The organism is Streptomyces sp. NPDC006624, assembly GCF_040611555.1.
In the GTDB taxonomy this organism is placed as follows: domain Bacteria; phylum Actinomycetota; class Actinomycetes; order Streptomycetales; family Streptomycetaceae; genus Streptomyces.
In genome coordinates this window covers 176,061-189,842 of the sequence record NZ_JBEXOM010000003.1, presented here as the reverse complement: position 1 = coordinate 189,842, position 13,782 = coordinate 176,061, and the positions used below count along the sequence as shown (strand labels likewise).

10 protein-coding genes are annotated in these 13,782 nt (G+C 73.8%); 6 read left to right on the top strand and 4 right to left on the bottom strand.

What is annotated here, in order from left to right; translation table 11 throughout:
• Window positions 1–29 precede the first annotated feature (29 nt).
• Both ABZY20_RS07290 and ABZY20_RS07285 read left to right on the top strand, forming a co-directional pair.
• Window positions 30–794, top strand: a complete 765-nt coding sequence (locus ABZY20_RS07290; protein WP_356437853.1) for a crotonase/enoyl-CoA hydratase family protein — start codon at window positions 30–32, stop codon at window positions 792–794.
• A gap of 233 nt (window positions 795–1,027) precedes the next feature.
• Complete coding sequence (locus tag ABZY20_RS07285; protein ID WP_356437850.1) at window positions 1,028–2,128, top strand: mechanosensitive ion channel family protein; 1,101 nt, start codon at window positions 1,028–1,030, stop codon at window positions 2,126–2,128.
• Between the two features lie 21 nt (window positions 2,129–2,149).
• On the opposite strand, the gene ABZY20_RS07280 is transcribed toward ABZY20_RS07285, so the two are convergent.
• On the bottom strand, window positions 2,150–3,706 hold the full coding sequence (locus ABZY20_RS07280; protein WP_356437847.1) for a M1 family metallopeptidase: 1,557 nt from the start codon (window positions 3,704–3,706) through the stop codon (window positions 2,150–2,152).
• Window positions 3,707–3,893: 187 nt separating this feature from the next.
• Here ABZY20_RS07280 and ABZY20_RS07275 point away from each other — a divergent pair, with 187 nt between their 5' ends.
• The 3 genes from ABZY20_RS07275 (at window position 3,894) to ABZY20_RS07265 (ending at window position 8,381) form a co-directional block, all read left to right on the top strand.
• Entirely contained in the window at window positions 3,894–6,113 is a 2,220-nt protein-coding gene (locus ABZY20_RS07275) for an NADP-dependent isocitrate dehydrogenase (protein ID WP_356437844.1), read from the top strand.
• A 193-nt stretch (window positions 6,114–6,306) separates the two neighbouring features.
• Entirely contained in the window at window positions 6,307–7,095 is a 789-nt protein-coding gene (locus tag ABZY20_RS07270; protein WP_356437841.1) for an N-formylglutamate amidohydrolase, read from the top strand.
• 62 nt (window positions 7,096–7,157) lie between these two features.
• Window positions 7,158–8,381 carry a cytochrome P450 gene (locus tag ABZY20_RS07265; RefSeq protein ID WP_356437838.1) on the top strand — a complete coding sequence of 408 codons (1,224 nt, stop codon included), beginning with the start codon at window positions 7,158–7,160 and terminating at the stop codon, window positions 8,379–8,381.
• Between the two features lie 22 nt (window positions 8,382–8,403).
• Here the strand turns inward: ABZY20_RS07265 and ABZY20_RS07260 are convergent, their stop codons facing one another.
• From ABZY20_RS07260 to ABZY20_RS07250, 3 genes are all read right to left on the bottom strand, one after another.
• Window positions 8,404–8,892 carry a hypothetical protein gene (locus ABZY20_RS07260; RefSeq protein ID WP_356437835.1) on the bottom strand — a complete coding sequence of 163 codons (489 nt, stop codon included), beginning with the start codon at window positions 8,890–8,892 and terminating at the stop codon, window positions 8,404–8,406.
• A complete protein-coding gene (locus ABZY20_RS07255; RefSeq protein WP_356437832.1) occupies window positions 8,889–9,464 on the bottom strand; it encodes a sigma-70 family RNA polymerase sigma factor in 576 nt (191 codons plus the stop codon). Before ABZY20_RS07255 ends, ABZY20_RS07260 begins: the two co-directional genes overlap by 4 nt.
• A gap of 62 nt (window positions 9,465–9,526) precedes the next feature.
• Window positions 9,527–10,957 carry a S8/S53 family peptidase gene (locus tag ABZY20_RS07250; protein ID WP_356437830.1) on the bottom strand — a complete coding sequence of 477 codons (1,431 nt, stop codon included), beginning with the start codon at window positions 10,955–10,957 and terminating at the stop codon, window positions 9,527–9,529.
• A 182-nt stretch (window positions 10,958–11,139) separates the two neighbouring features.
• Between ABZY20_RS07250 and ABZY20_RS07245 the strand changes: the two genes are divergently transcribed.
• Window positions 11,140–13,707 (top strand): CHAT domain-containing protein, encoded by a 2,568-nt coding sequence (locus tag ABZY20_RS07245; protein ID WP_356438663.1) that lies wholly within the window; start codon window positions 11,140–11,142, stop codon window positions 13,705–13,707.
• The last annotated feature ends 75 nt before the right edge of the window (window positions 13,708–13,782 follow it).

Genomic DNA, 13,782 nt, shown 5'->3' with positions numbered 1-13,782 from the left:
CGGTTGCGGCACGCGGAAGGGAGTGCGCCATGGCGGTGCGCGTCGAGCGTCAGGGACCCGTGACCACGGTCGTCCTCTCCCGTCCCGGGGCACGCAACGCCGTGGACGGCCCGACGGCGGCGGAACTGGCCGCCGCCTTTCGGCAGTTCGAGGCGGACGAGGATGCCCGCGTGGCGGTGCTGTGGGGCGAGGGCGGCACGTTCTGCGCGGGCGCCGACCTCAAGGCGCTCGGCACCGACCGCGGCAACCGGGCCGAGGCGGACGGCGACGGCCCGATGGGACCGACCCGGATGCGGCTGTCCAAGCCGGTGATCGCCGCGGTCGCCGGGCACGCCGTGGCCGGCGGTCTGGAACTGGCCCTCTGGTGCGATCTGCGGGTCGCCGAGGAGGACGCCGTGTTCGGGGTGTTCTGCCGCCGCTGGGGCGTGCCCCTGATCGACGGCGGCACGGTACGGCTGCCCCGGCTGATCGGCACGGGCCGGGCGCTCGACCTGATCCTCACCGGCCGTCCCGTCCCCGCCCCCGAGGCCCACGCCATGGGGCTGGTCAACCGCGTCGTACCGCCCGGCCGGGCCCGCGCCGCGGCGGAGGAACTGGCCGCCGCCATCGCCCGGTTCCCGCAGGCCTGCCTGCGTGCCGACCGCGCCTCCGTCCTGGAGCAGGAGGGGCTGGACGAACCGGCCGCGCTGGACGCCGAGTTCCGGCACGGCTCGGCCGTCCTGGCCGAAAGCCTGCGGGGCGCCGCCCGGTTCGCCTCCGGCGCGGGCCGGCACGGGACGTTCACGGACCTGTGAGCCCGGCGGGGGTGACCCTGCGTCATGTGCAGTACCTCACGTGGCGCAGCCTGCCGTCTCCGGTACGGAACGCCGTGCGGGATACGGCAGGATGAACGATTGCGCCGACCGCCGGGCGGGCTGGTCGGGCACCGTAGGACATCCCGGAAACGAGCAGGTGACGACGTGACGAGACTCCACATCCGGCCGCCGGCGACGGCGTTCGCCGCAGTCGAGGTCCCGGGAGGCGACCGGTGAACCGGGCGCTCACCGTGGACGATCTGCTGTTCGCCGGCATCGCCCTGGGCGCCGGCCTGCTGGCGGCGTTCGCCCTGCGCCTCCTGCTGCGCTGGCTGGGCCGGCACGCCGACCGCACCCGCTGGAGCGGGGACGACGTGATCGTGCACGCGCTGCGGGCCGTGGTGCCCTGGGCCGCCGTGGTGGGCGGCGCGGCGGGCGCGGCGGCGGCGCTGCCGCTGACCCGGACGGTGCAGCACACCACCAACCAGGTGCTCACCGTGCTGCTGATCTTCGTGGCCACGGTGTCGGCGGCCCGGGTGGTGGCCGGGCTGGTGCGCACGGTGACCCAGTCCCGCTCCGGGGTCGCGGGGTCGGCCACGATCTTCGTCAACATCACCCGGATCCTGGTGCTGGCGATCGGTTTCCTGGTGGTGCTGCAGACGCTGGGCATCTCCATAGCCCCGCTGCTCACCGCCCTGGGCGTCGGCGGTCTGGCGGTGGCGCTGGCGCTGCAGGACACCCTCGCCAACCTCTTCGCGGGCATCCACATCCTCGCGTCCAAGACCGTCCAGCCGGGCGACTACATCAAGCTCAGCAGCGGCGAGGAAGGCTACGTCGAGGACATCAACTGGCGGCAGACGACGATCCGCAACCTGTCCAACAACCTCGTCGTACTCCCCAACGGCCAGCTCGCGCAGGCGAACATGACCAACTTCATGCGCCCCGAGGAGCAGCTGACCATCCTGGTGCAGGTCGGGGTGGCCTACGACAGCGACCTGGAGCACGTGGAGCGGGTGACCAACGAGGTCATCGCGGAGACCATGACCGAGGTCGAGGGCGCCGTGCCGGACCACGAGCCGATCATCCGGTTCCACACCTTCGGCGACTCCCGGATCGGCTTCACGGTCATCCTGGGCGTCGGCGAGTTCAGCGACCAGTACCGGATCAAGCACGAGTTCATCAAACGCCTGCACCGGCGCTACCGCGCGGAGGGCATCCGCATCCCGGCGCCCGCCCGGACGGTGACGCTCCAGCAGGGCGAGACGGCCGTCATCCCGCAGCAGCGGACCGCCGGGTTCGAGCCGGGCGAACTGACGTCCGCCCGGCTCGACTGAGCCGCGCCGGGTCTTCGCGCCCTACAGGGTCGCGGAGTTGTCGTGGTGGTGGGTGTCCCTCCGGTCACGCGGTGCCCGGAGGGACTCCTTCGCCGGTGTCACGGTCCAGTCCGGGTGCCCCGGCATCCGCGGCGTCCTCGTGCCGTACAGCCACTCCCGCAGGAAGCCGGTGAGGTCCTGGCCGGAGACCTGGGAGGCGACCGCGATGTAGTCCTCGGTGGACGCCGTGGAGTCGCGGTGGCGGGCGAGGAAGGCGCGTTCCAGGGCGTTGAAGGCGGCCTCGCCGACCTGCTGCCGCAGCGCGTAGAGCACGAGCACGCCGCCCAGGTAGCGCTGGCTGTCGAAGAGGTTGACCGCATCGGGCGCGGCGACCGGCCCGGAGGTCAGGCGCCACTGGTCGCCCTGGGCGTAGGTGTGCTTCATCCGGGCTTCCAGCGTGGTCATGCCCAGCGAGTCGGGCCAGCCGCGCTCGTAGCGGTAGAGCAGGCCGTAGAAGTCGGCGTGGCCCTCGTTCAGCCACAGGTCGGCCCAGGTGGCGGGGCTGACGCTGTTGCCGAAGTAGGAGTGGACCAGCTCGTGCATCATGTGCGAGCCGATCCTGCTCTCCTCCTGGAGGAGGTAGTTCGGCTTGTAGAGCGTGAGGGTCTGGGTCTCCAGGCCGGTGAAGTCGAAGGCGTCCGGGGCGTCGTTGTTGCAGGGCAGCAGGCCGTACGTCTCGAAGGGGTACGCGCCGAGCCGCTGCTCGACCCAGTCCACCAGGGCCGGGGTGAGCGCGAGCGCGGGTTCGAGGGCGGCGGCCCGGGCGGTGGGGACGACGTCCCGCAGCGGCAGGCCGTGCGGCCCCTGCCGCTCCTTGATCACATAGTCGCCGATTGTGATCTGCACCACTTCGGTGGCGATGGGCGAGCGGGAGCGGTAGGTGTACGCGGTCCGCTCGCCGCCGAGCCGCTCGGTGCGCACCAGACGGCCGCTGGCCACGCCCCGCAGTCCGTCGGGCACGGTGAGCCGGAAGGTGAAGTCGGCCTTGTCCGAGGGGTGGTCGTTGCAGGGGAAGACGGTGTGGGCGGAGTCCGGCTGGCAGCACACCGCGAAACCGTCCGGTGTGGCGACCCAGCCGGTGTGCGGCAGGGACCGGCGCGGGTCGGCCGTGTAGGCCACGCACACGGTGGCCCTGGCCTTCGCCCGCAGCGGGCGCTCGGGAGTGATCCGCAGTTTCTCGGCGGCCTGCTCGAAGGCGGCGGCGCACCCGTCGACGCGCACGGAGCGGATGTCCAGGCCGAGCGCGTCGAGGGACAGCCGGGTCAGGGGCCGGGTGGTGCGGAGGGTCAGGGTCGCGGTGGCCTCGACGAGCCCGGTGACGGCGTCGTAGGCGAAGTCGAGGTGGTAGGCCGACACGCGGTAGCCGTCGTTGCCGAGGGCGGGGTAGACGGGGTCACCGAGGGTCTCCGCGCCCGGCGAGGCGCCGGACGCCCCCGCTGCCCGGGAGGTGGCCGCCTGGGCCGGGACCCCCGTGGTCAGGGCCGCCGCCGTGCCGATCAGGGCGGCCGCCGGGGCCGTCACTCTGCTGCGATATCTCATGGTCCGCTTTCGCTCGGGCGGCCGGGTGGTCAGGTCCGGCCGTGGCTGGGAGTGAGTGATCTGTCTGCATGACTCGGGAGCGGGCCGATCGGTTGCCCGAAACCGGTCGCGGACCCCTGTCGAGACGAGGTCGGCCACGAGATATCTTGATGTCGAGCAATGTTGCAGACGTGGAGCGGAGCACCCGGTGACTGACTCGACCATCATCTATACGCACACTGACGAGGCCCCCGCCCTGGCGACGTATTCCTTCCTGCCGGTGGTCCGGGCGTACGCCTCGCAGGCGGGCGTGCCTGTGGAGACCCGCGACATCTCGCTGGCCGGGCGCATCATCGCCGTGTTCCCGGAGTACCTGACCGAGGACCAGCGCATCCCGGACGCCCTCGCCGAGCTCGGCGAGCTGGCCAAGACACCCGCCGCCAACATCATCAAGCTGCCGAACATCTCGGCGTCCATCCCGCAGCTCAAGGCCGCCGTCGCCGAGCTGCAGGGCCAGGGCTACGCGCTGCCCGACTACCCGGACGACCCGAAGAGCGACGAGGAGCGCGAGATCCGCGCCCGCTACGACAAGGTCAAGGGCTCCGCCGTGAACCCGGTCCTGCGTGAGGGCAACTCGGACCGCCGCGCCCCGGCCTCGGTGAAGAACTACGCCAAGTCCCACCCGCACCGCATGGGCGCCTGGTCCGCCGAGTCCAAGACCGGCGTGGCGACGATGGGCGAGAACGACTTCCGCTCCACCGAGAAGTCCGTGGTGATCGCCGAGGACGGCACGCTGCGCATCGAGCTCGTCGGTGACGACGGCACCACCACCGTGCTGCGCGAGTCCGTACCCGTCCTGGCCGGCGAGGTCGTCGACGCCTCCGTGATGCGCGTCGCCGCGCTGCGCGAGTTCCTGACCGAGCAGGTCGCCGAGGCCAAGGCCCAGGGCGTGCTGTTCTCGGTGCACCTGAAGGCGACGATGATGAAGGTCTCCGACCCCATCGTCTTCGGCCACGTGGTGCGCGCCTTCTTCCCGAAGACGTTCGCGCGCTACGGCGACAAGCTCGCCGCGGCCGGCCTGACCCCGAACGACGGCCTGGGCGGCATCTGGAAGGGCCTGGACGCCCTGCCGGAGGGCGCCGATATCAAGGCCTCCTTCGACGCCGAGCTGGCCGAGGGTCCGCAGCTGGCGATGGTCGACTCCGACAAGGGCATCACCAACCTGCACGTCCCGTCGGACGTGATCATCGACGCCTCCATGCCGGCGATGATCCGCACCTCGGGCCACATGTGGGGCCCGGACGGCCAGGAGCACGACGCCCTCGCGGTCATCCCGGACTCCTCCTACGCGGGCGTCTACCAGGCCGTGATCGAGGACTGCAAGGCCAACGGCGCCTTCGACCCCTCGACCATGGGCACGGTGCCGAACGTCGGCCTCATGGCGCAGAAGGCCGAGGAGTACGGCAGCCACGACAAGACCTTCGAGATCGCCACCACGGGCACGGTCCGCCTGGTCGACGCCGGCGGCACGGTGGTCATCGAGCAGGCCGTCTCGGCCGGTGACATCTTCCGCGCCTGCCAGACCAAGGACGCCCCCATCAAGGACTGGGTGAAGCTGGCCGTCACGCGTGCCCGCGCCACCGGCGACCCGGCGGTGTTCTGGCTGGACGAGACCCGCGCCCACGACGCCAACCTGATCGCCAAGGTCAAGACGTACCTGGCGGAGCACGACACCGAGGGCCTGGACATCCGCATCCTGTCCCCCGTCGAGGCGACGAAGCTGTCGGTGGAGCGCATCCGCCGCGGCGAGAACACCATCTCGGTCACCGGCAACGTGCTGCGCGACTACCTGACCGACCTGTTCCCGATCCTGGAGCTGGGCACCAGCGCCAAGATGCTGTCGGTCGTCCCGCTGATGGCGGGCGGCGGCCTGTTCGAGACGGGCGCGGGCGGCTCGGCGCCCAAGCACGTGCAGCAGCTCGTCAAGGAGAACTACCTGCGCTGGGACTCCCTGGGCGAGTTCTTCGCGCTGGTGCCGTCCCTCGAGCAGTTCGCCAAGGTGACGGGCAACGCCCGCGCCCAGGTGCTGGCCGACACCCTCGACCGCGCCACGGCGACCTTCCTCAACGAGGACAAGTCCCCGACCCGGCGCGTCGGCGGCATCGACAACCGCGGCAGCCACTTCTACCTGTCCCTGTACTGGGCGCAGGAGCTGGCGCGGCAGACCGACGACGCGGACCTGGCCAAGGCCTTCGCCCCGCTCGCCGAGACGCTGGCCGCGAACGAGCAGAAGATCGTCGAGGAGCTGATCGCCGTCCAGGGCAAGCCGGCCGAGATCGGCGGCTACTACCAGCCCGACCCGGCGAAGGCCGCGGAGGTCATGCGCCCGTCGGCCACGTGGAACGAGGCCCTGGCGTCGCTGAGCTGACGTCCCGCCCCTGAGAGGGCTCGCGTACGGCGTCCGCCCCGGTCGGCAGTGCCCGGCCGGGGCGGAGGCGTGTCCCGTCGGTCGCGGGCGGCGGCGAGCGCCTCGGGCAACGCGTGCGAGGTCGCTTCACGGTGGCCGACGGCATGCTGCGATCATGCACCAGGCCACTGACCACCGTCCCCGGAGCCGCCCCATGACCCCTGCCGCACCGTCCTTCGAGCTGCTGCCCGGCGCCGGCAGCTCCCCGGTGATCCTGCACGTGCCGCACTCGGCGCGGGACGTCCCGCGGGACGTGCGCGCGGGGATCGCGCTGGACGACGGCGAGCTGGCGCGGGAGCTGGACCACATCACCGACGCGCACACGGCCCGGATCGCCGAGGTGGCGGCCGGACTGGCCGGCGTCACCCCGTGGCGGTTCGTCAACCGGCTGTCGCGGCTGGTCGTCGACCCGGAGCGGTTCCCCGACGAGCGGGAGGAGATGCGGGCCGTCGGCATGGGCGCGGTGTACACGCGCACCACGCACGGCGAGGTCCTGCGGCCGGACGACTTCGAGACCGGTCCGCTCGTGGAGCGGTACTTCCTGCCGTACGCGCGGGCGATGACACGGGCCGTGGCGGACCGGCTGGCGGCCACCGGACGGGCCGTGATCATCGACGTGCACTCGTACCCGAGCCGGCGGCTGCCCTACGAGCTCCACGGCGACGGGCCCCGCCCCGCGGTCTGCCTGGGCACGGACCCCTTCCACACCCCGGCCGGACTGCTGGCCGCGGCGCGGGAGGCGTTCGGGGAGACCGGGCTCGACAGCCCGTTCAGCGGGGCGTACGTGCCCCTGGAGTTCCACGGGCGGCGTCCCGAGGTGAGCGCGCTGATGGTGGAGATCCGCCGGGACACCTACATGACCGAGCCGGGCGGTCCCGCCGGGGCCGGACTGGAGCGGCTGGCCGGTGCGCTGGCCGCCCTGGCCGACGCCGTGTCCGGCTGAACCGCCACCGGCTGGAGCACTTCCGCGCGACAAGCGGCGGGGAGCGCGGCGAGGGTGGGGGCATGACGGAGGAGACCACCACACTGACCGGCCAGGCCCCGCCCCCGGTGCGGGACTGGCCCGCCCTCGACCTGGACGGGACGGACTTCGACCCGGTCCTCGCGGAGCTGATGCGCGAGGGCCCGCTGACCCGGATCCGGCTGCCGTTCGGCGAGGGGTGGGCGTGGCTGGCCACCCGCCACGACGACGTGAAGCTGATCACCAACGACCCGCGCTTCAGCCGCGCCGAGGTGACGAAGCGTCAGGTGACGCGAATGGCACCGCACTTCAAGCCGCGGCCCGGCTCGCTCGCCTTCGCCGACCAGCCCGACCACAACCGGCTGCGCAAGGTCGTCGCGGGTGCCTTCACCGTGAGTGCGGCGAAACGGCTGCGGCCCCGGGCGCAGGAGATGCTGGACGAGCTGGTGGACGACGTGGTGCGGGACGGGCCGCCGGCCGACCTGATCGAGCGGGTCCTCGAACCGTTCCCGATCGCCCTGGTCAGCGAGGTCATGGGCGTGCCCGCCGCCGACCGGGAACAGGTCCACACCTGGACCCGGCAGATCATCTCCACCTCCGGCGGGGCCGAGGCCGCCGACCGCGCCAAGAACAGCCTGTACGGGTGGATCACGGAGACGGTCCGCTCCCGCGCCGACAGCACCGGCGAGGACGTGTACTCCCTGCTGGGAGCAGCCGTCGCCCGCGGCGACATCGGCGAGACGGAGGCGATCGGACTCGCCGGACCCCTGCAGATCGGCGGCGAGGCCGTCACCCACAACTGCGGGCAGATGCTCTATCTGCTGCTCACCAGGCCTGAGTTGAGGCAGTGGTGGCAGGAGCGGCCCGAGGCCCGCGACGCGCTCCTGGACGAGCTGCTGCGGTACATCCCGCACCGCAGTTCCGTGGGCCTGGCGCGGATCGCCCTGGAGGACGTCGAGCTGCGCGGGCACCTCATCCGCGCGGGCGACCCGGTCTACGTGTCCTACCTCGCCGCCAACCGCGACCCGGAGGTCTTCCCCGAGCCCGACCGGATCGACCCCGGCCGCGCCGAGAACCCCCACCTGGCCCTGGGCAACGGCCCCCACTACTGCACCGGCGCCGTCCTCGCCCGCCTGCAGACCGACCTGCTGCTCACCACCCTGCTGGACCGCCTTCCGCACCTGCGCCTCGCCGTCCCCGCGGACCAGGTCGCCTGGCGCCGCAGGACGATGATCCGGGGGCCGCGGACCCTGCCGTGCACCTGGTGAACCGGGCGCGCGGACAGATCGGCTAGGCCCGCAGCCACTGCGTCACCACCACGTCCCCGGCCGTGCGCAGCCGCAGCGCGAACGGACCCGACAGGGGCAGGTCGCCGGTGAAGCGGCCCAGGTCGTCCGCTGTGAGCGGCGCGCCCGGGCGGGGTCCGCCCAGGACCTCGATCCGGGCCGGCTGCGGCGGCAGCACCTGCCCCATCAGGCCGTGCGGCGTCACCTCGACGTCGACGGTCACCTCGCCCGCCCGGAAGGTGAGCATCCGGGGCACGTCCGTGGCACCGCGCACCGGCAGGGCGTCGACGAGGGAGTCGAACGTCAGCTCGGCGACCCGGGCGTCGAGGTCGTGCAGCGCATACGCGTCGACGGCGAGCTGCTGCAGCTCCGCCGGGACGGGGTCGAGGACGGCGGCGGCCTGCCGCAGTTCCTCCTCCAGCAGTTCGTCGTCGAACTCCCTGTCGTCGAAGTCGCCTTCGCCGAAGAGGTCGTCGTCGTGGGTGCCGTTCACATCGCCCCCCGCGCCTCGAGCCGGGCCCGCAGGCGCCGCAGACAGCGCTGGCGCAGCGGCCCGATGCTGCCCACCGCGATCCCCAGCGCGGCGGACACGTCCTGGTAGCTGGGCGGCGGTGTGGCCATCAGCACGCGCAGCAACTGCCGGCAGCGCTCGCCCAGTTCCTCGAACTCCTGCCACAGCCGCCGGACGCGTTCGCTCTGCGCGGCGGCCTCCTCGGAGTCGAGCAGTGACTGTTCCGGCGTGCCGTCCTCGCTGACGCGGTCCAGCACCTGCGGATCGTCGGTCAGGGTCAGCCGCTGCGCGCTCTTGATCACCTTCAGGCACTCGTGGCGCGCGGTGCTCGCCAGCCACGCGCCCGCCTTGCCGGGGTCGCGCAGCCGCCCCAGGTTCTGGGCGAAGCGGAACCACGCCGTCTGGTACACCTCGTGCGCGTCGGCGTCGGACAGCCGGTGAGCGCGTACGACGGACCAGACCAAAGGGCTCAGCCCTTCCACGAGCGCCTTCCAGGCCGCCGCGTCGCCGTCGGCCGCGGCCTGGACGAGCGCGCCGGCATCAGTACGTTCCACGGCAGCCCCACCCCTCGTGTACGGCACGTCATGGTACGCCGTGGAGGGGGCGGTTCCGGCCGTCACAGCCCGGGCGCCAGGCGCACGACCGGGACCGGGCGCCAGGTGGGCGGGCGCAGCGCCGGAACGTGCGCCCCGCGCACCTCCGCGAAGCCGGTGGAGGCCGCGAGCAGCTGCCGCCGGGCGGCGCGCGGGTCGGTCTCCTTGTGCGCGGTCATGTGGGCGGCGATCATGCCCGCCGTCACGGGGGTGGCGAAGGAGGTGCCGCTCCACTGCGCGTAGCCCTCGAACATCACCTGGTCCGGCTTGGCCGCGTTGCCCTCGTCGCTCAGCACGCCGCTGTGGCGCGGGAGCTGGCAGGTGCAGCCGTAGGCGAAGCCGTAGCGGCAGGCGTCGTACGTGGAGTGCTGGTAGACGTACGGCACGGGCGACTCGAAGCCGGTGAGGGCGCTGGTGAGGCGCTCGCCGGGGGCGTAGACCTTCACCCAGGGGCCGTGGTTGGTGAAGCAGGCGCCGAACTCGCCGTCGCTGCGCAGGGCGCCGACCGACAGCACCGTGTCCTCCCAGCCGGGCAGGTCGGCGTAGGCGGCGGGCCAGAAGGGCATCGCGCTGGCGTTGTTGCCCGCGGCGGCGACCAGCAGGGTGCGCTGCTCGCGCAGTTCCCGCATGAAGTTCTCGACGCCGAGCAGGCCGTCGGTGCGGCCGTTGGAGGTGCCGGCGGAGAGGCTGAGGATGTCGGGCCAGCCGCTCGCGTCGACGGCCTCGAAGAGCTTCTCGCCGAACTCGGACTCCAGGATGGCGCCCGCGTCGTTGAGGGAGCCGCGCACGGTGATGTCGGTGTTGGGCGCGACGGCCGCGACGAGCCCGGCGATGAACGTGCCGTGCCCGACGTACTGCTGGAGGATCCCCTGCTCGTCGCACTCCCGGACCTGGGCGTCGCCGTCGGTGTGGGCGAGCAGGCCGCAGGCGCGGTAGTCGTGCATGAGGCCGGTGTCGACGACGAGGACGCCGACGGCGGTGTCCGGGTCGTGGGCGGTGTCGGCGGCGGCCGGGTTGGGTGGCTCGCTGAGCGGGGCGGGGACCGGTTCGTCGCCGGGGCAGGCGTTGACGGCGATGTGCACCACGTGGTTGCGGGCCACCATCCGGCGCCCCGCCCGCGTCTCCTGCTCCCGTACGGAGCGCAGCGCGTGGGCGACGGCGCGGTCGGCGTCGCGGCCCCCCTCGCCGGGGTCGCCGACCCGGATGCGGGTGATGCCGCTGCGGTTGGTCTCGGGGCCCGCCCGGCGGACCTGGTGCTGGTCGAGGTCGGGCGCCGCCGTGAAGTGCGCCCGGACGGTGTCCTCCACGACCCGGGCCTCCTCGCCGTCGCGGACGAGGACGACGCCCTTCTCGTACAGGAACTCGGCCGAGTCGTCCGGGCCCATGGCCAGGGGCACGTCGGGCATCGAGCGCTGGATCTGGTCGAACTGCTCGTGGAATCGCTGAGGTGCCATGGCGGGTCCCCTCCCGGTGGACGACGGCGTCGGACGGTGCCGCGGAGCGGCCGTCGGTTCTCTCCGACATGAGCCGCGCGGCGGTCTTTTGATACAGCGCCACCCCGGTGTGCCGCGGTGGCCGGGCCACTACCATCCGAGGCGTGACAGCGGGAAGCGACTCGGTGCTCGAACTGCTGCCGATGGTGTTCGCCGACCCGGGCGAGGCTCTCACGCGGGCCCGGGCGCTGCTCGACGCCGACCCGGCCCCGCTGGACGCCTCCGTCGCGCACCAGGTGATCGGCATCTGGCAGCGGGACTTCGGCGATCTGCGGCTCGCGCTGCACCATCTGCGGCGGGCGCGGGAGTGCGCGGCGCGCGCGGACTCCGCGGACCGGGAGGCGGACGTGCTGGCCACCACGGGCGTGGCGCTGGTGCACGCGGGCCGCACCCGGGAGGGACTGGCGGCGTTCGAGCAGGGGGTGGCGCGCGGCGGCGGGCACACCCGGGCGCGGGTGCTGTACCGGCGGGCGTACGTGTGGTGGGTGCTCGGGCGTCATCGCGAGGCGCTGGAGGACGTACGCCGTGCGGTGCCCGTGCTGCGGCAGGCCGAGGACGTGATCTGGACGGCGCGGGCGCTGACCCTGCGGGCGACGGTGCATCTGGCGCTGGGGTCGGTGGAGCGGGCCGAGGCGGACTTCGCGGCGGCCGAGGCGCTGTGGGACACCACGGGCCAGGAGCACGACAAGGCCGACGCGGTGGAGAGCCGGGGGCTCGCCGCGTTCCGGTCGGGCGACGTGCCGGCGGCGCTGCGGCTGCTCGACGAGGCGGAGGAGCGCTACGCCCGGCTGGGCACGCCGACGTTCATGCTGAACATCCGGCGCTGCGAGGTGCTGATGGCGGCGGGGCTGGCGCCGGAGGCGCTGGCGGAGGCGGACGCGGCGATCAGGACGCTCGACGGGATCGGCGGGCAGTCCACCCGCAAGGCGGAGCTGCTGCTGGCCGCGGCGCGGGCCGCCCGGCTCGCGGGTGACCCGCAGACCGCGATCGCCCGGGCCGCCCTCGCGGTACGGCTGTTCGCGGGGCAGCGGCGCACCTGGTGGGAGACGCACGCCCGGCTGGTGCTGATCGAGGCGCGGCACGCGGCCGGGCGCGGTTCGGGGCGGCTGGTCGCGGACGCCGCCGCGGTCGCCGAGAAGCTGGCGTCCTTCGGTGCGCCCGCCGCTCCCGAGGCCTCGCTGCTCGCGGGCCGGATCGCCCTGGGGCTGGGCTGGACGGCCGACGCCGAGCGGCATCTGGCCGTCGCGGCGCGCAGCCGGCGCAGCGGTCCGCCGCTGGCGAGGCTGACGGGCTGGGCGGCGCAGGCGCTGCGGGCGCGGGCCGCCGGGTCGACGCGGGGGGTGCTGGAGGCCTGCAGGCGGGGCCTGGACGTGCTCGACGACCACCGGATGACGCTGGGGGCCTCGGAGTTGCGGGCCCGCGCCACCGAACAGGGCGCGGAGCTGGCGGCGTTGGCGCAGCGGGCGAGTCTGGTCTCGGGCGGGCCGCGGCGGCTGCTGGTGTGGAGCGAGCGCTGGCGGGCCACCGTGCTGTCCGCCGCGCCGACCCGGCCGCCCGCCGACCCCGAGCTGCTGAGCGGCATGACCGCCTTCCGCGAGATCGCCTCGCGTGCGGAGGCCGCCCGGATGGAGGGCCGGCCGGTGGTGGCGCTGGAGCGTGAACAGCGGCGCCTGGAGCGGGAGATCCGCTCCCGGACCCTGCACATCAGGGGCGAGGCGCCCGGCGGCGGGGACCGGTTCGACGTCGGGCGGCTGCTGGAGCACCTGGGTGACGAGGTGCGGCTGGTGGAGCTGGCCGTGCTCGACGGGCGGGTGCAGGTGCTGCTGTGCGGGCAGGGGCGGGTGCGCCGGTTCGAGGCCGGGCTGCTCGCCGAGGCGGAGACCGAGGCCGAGCACGTCCAGGCGGGGCTGCGGCGGCTGGCGCACCCCGGGGCCGACGCGCGGCTCGCGGTGGTGGAGGCGGCGGGGCGGCGGCTGGAGGAGCTGCTGCTGGGGCCGGCGGCGGCGCGGCTGGGCGGCGGGCCGGTGGTGGTCGTGCCGCCGGCGCGGCTGCACCGGGTGCCGTGGGCGCTGCTGCCGTCGCTGCGGGAGCGGGTGCTCAGCGTGTCGCCGTCGGCGGGCAGTTGGCTGCGCGCCCGGCAGACCGCGCCGCCGCCGGACGGCTGCCATGTGCTGGTGCGCGGACCGGGACTGGCCACCGGCGGCGCCGAGGTGCCCGAACTGGCCGAGCGCTACGGCTGCGCGACGGTCCTGGAGGACGACGGGGCGCGGGTGCCGCGGGTGCTGGAGGAGCTGGACGGGGCGGCGCTGGCGCACATCGCCGCGCACGGCACGTTCCGCGCCGACAGCCCGCTGTTCTCGTCCCTGCGGATGGCGGACGGGCCGATCGTGGTGCACGACTTCGAGCGCCTGGACCGCAGCCCGTACCGGATCATCCTGTCCTGCTGCGACACCGCCCGCCTGGCCTCCGTCGGTGCCGACGAACTGCTCGGCCTGGTGACCGCGCTGCTGCCGCTCGGCACGGCCGGGGTGGTGGCGTGCAGCGCGCCCGTCAACGACGCCGCCGTGGTGCCGCTGATGCTCGCGCTGCACAAGGGGCTGGACGCCGGCCTGTCCCTGGCGGAGGCGCTGCGCGACGCCCGGGCGTCGCTGCCGGGCGACGCCCTGCACCAGGCGACGGGCTGGGCGTTCTCGGCGTTCGGGGCGGCCTGACCCGTCCCCTGTGCGGGTCAGGCCGCCGGTCCTGGGGCGGCTGCGGCGGCCTCGTGGGCCCGTCCGCGCCGCCGG

What these genes read in the sequence shown, in the direction of transcription:
- ABZY20_RS07290 (WP_356437853.1), top strand. Translation starts at nt 30, where the DNA reads ATGGCGGTGCGCGTCGAGCGTCAGGGACCCGTGACCACGGTCGTCCTC.
- ABZY20_RS07280 (WP_356437847.1), bottom strand. Translation starts at nt 3,706, where the DNA reads ATGAGATATCGCAGCAGAGTGACGGCCCCGGCGGCCGCCCTGATCGGC.
- ABZY20_RS07270 (WP_356437841.1), top strand. Translation starts at nt 6,307, where the DNA reads ATGACCCCTGCCGCACCGTCCTTCGAGCTGCTGCCCGGCGCCGGCAGC.
- ABZY20_RS07265 (WP_356437838.1), top strand. Translation starts at nt 7,158, where the DNA reads ATGACGGAGGAGACCACCACACTGACCGGCCAGGCCCCGCCCCCGGTG.
- ABZY20_RS07250 (WP_356437830.1), bottom strand. Translation starts at nt 10,957, where the DNA reads ATGGCACCTCAGCGATTCCACGAGCAGTTCGACCAGATCCAGCGCTCG.
- ABZY20_RS07245 (WP_356438663.1), top strand. Translation starts at nt 11,140, where the DNA reads ATGGTGTTCGCCGACCCGGGCGAGGCTCTCACGCGGGCCCGGGCGCTG.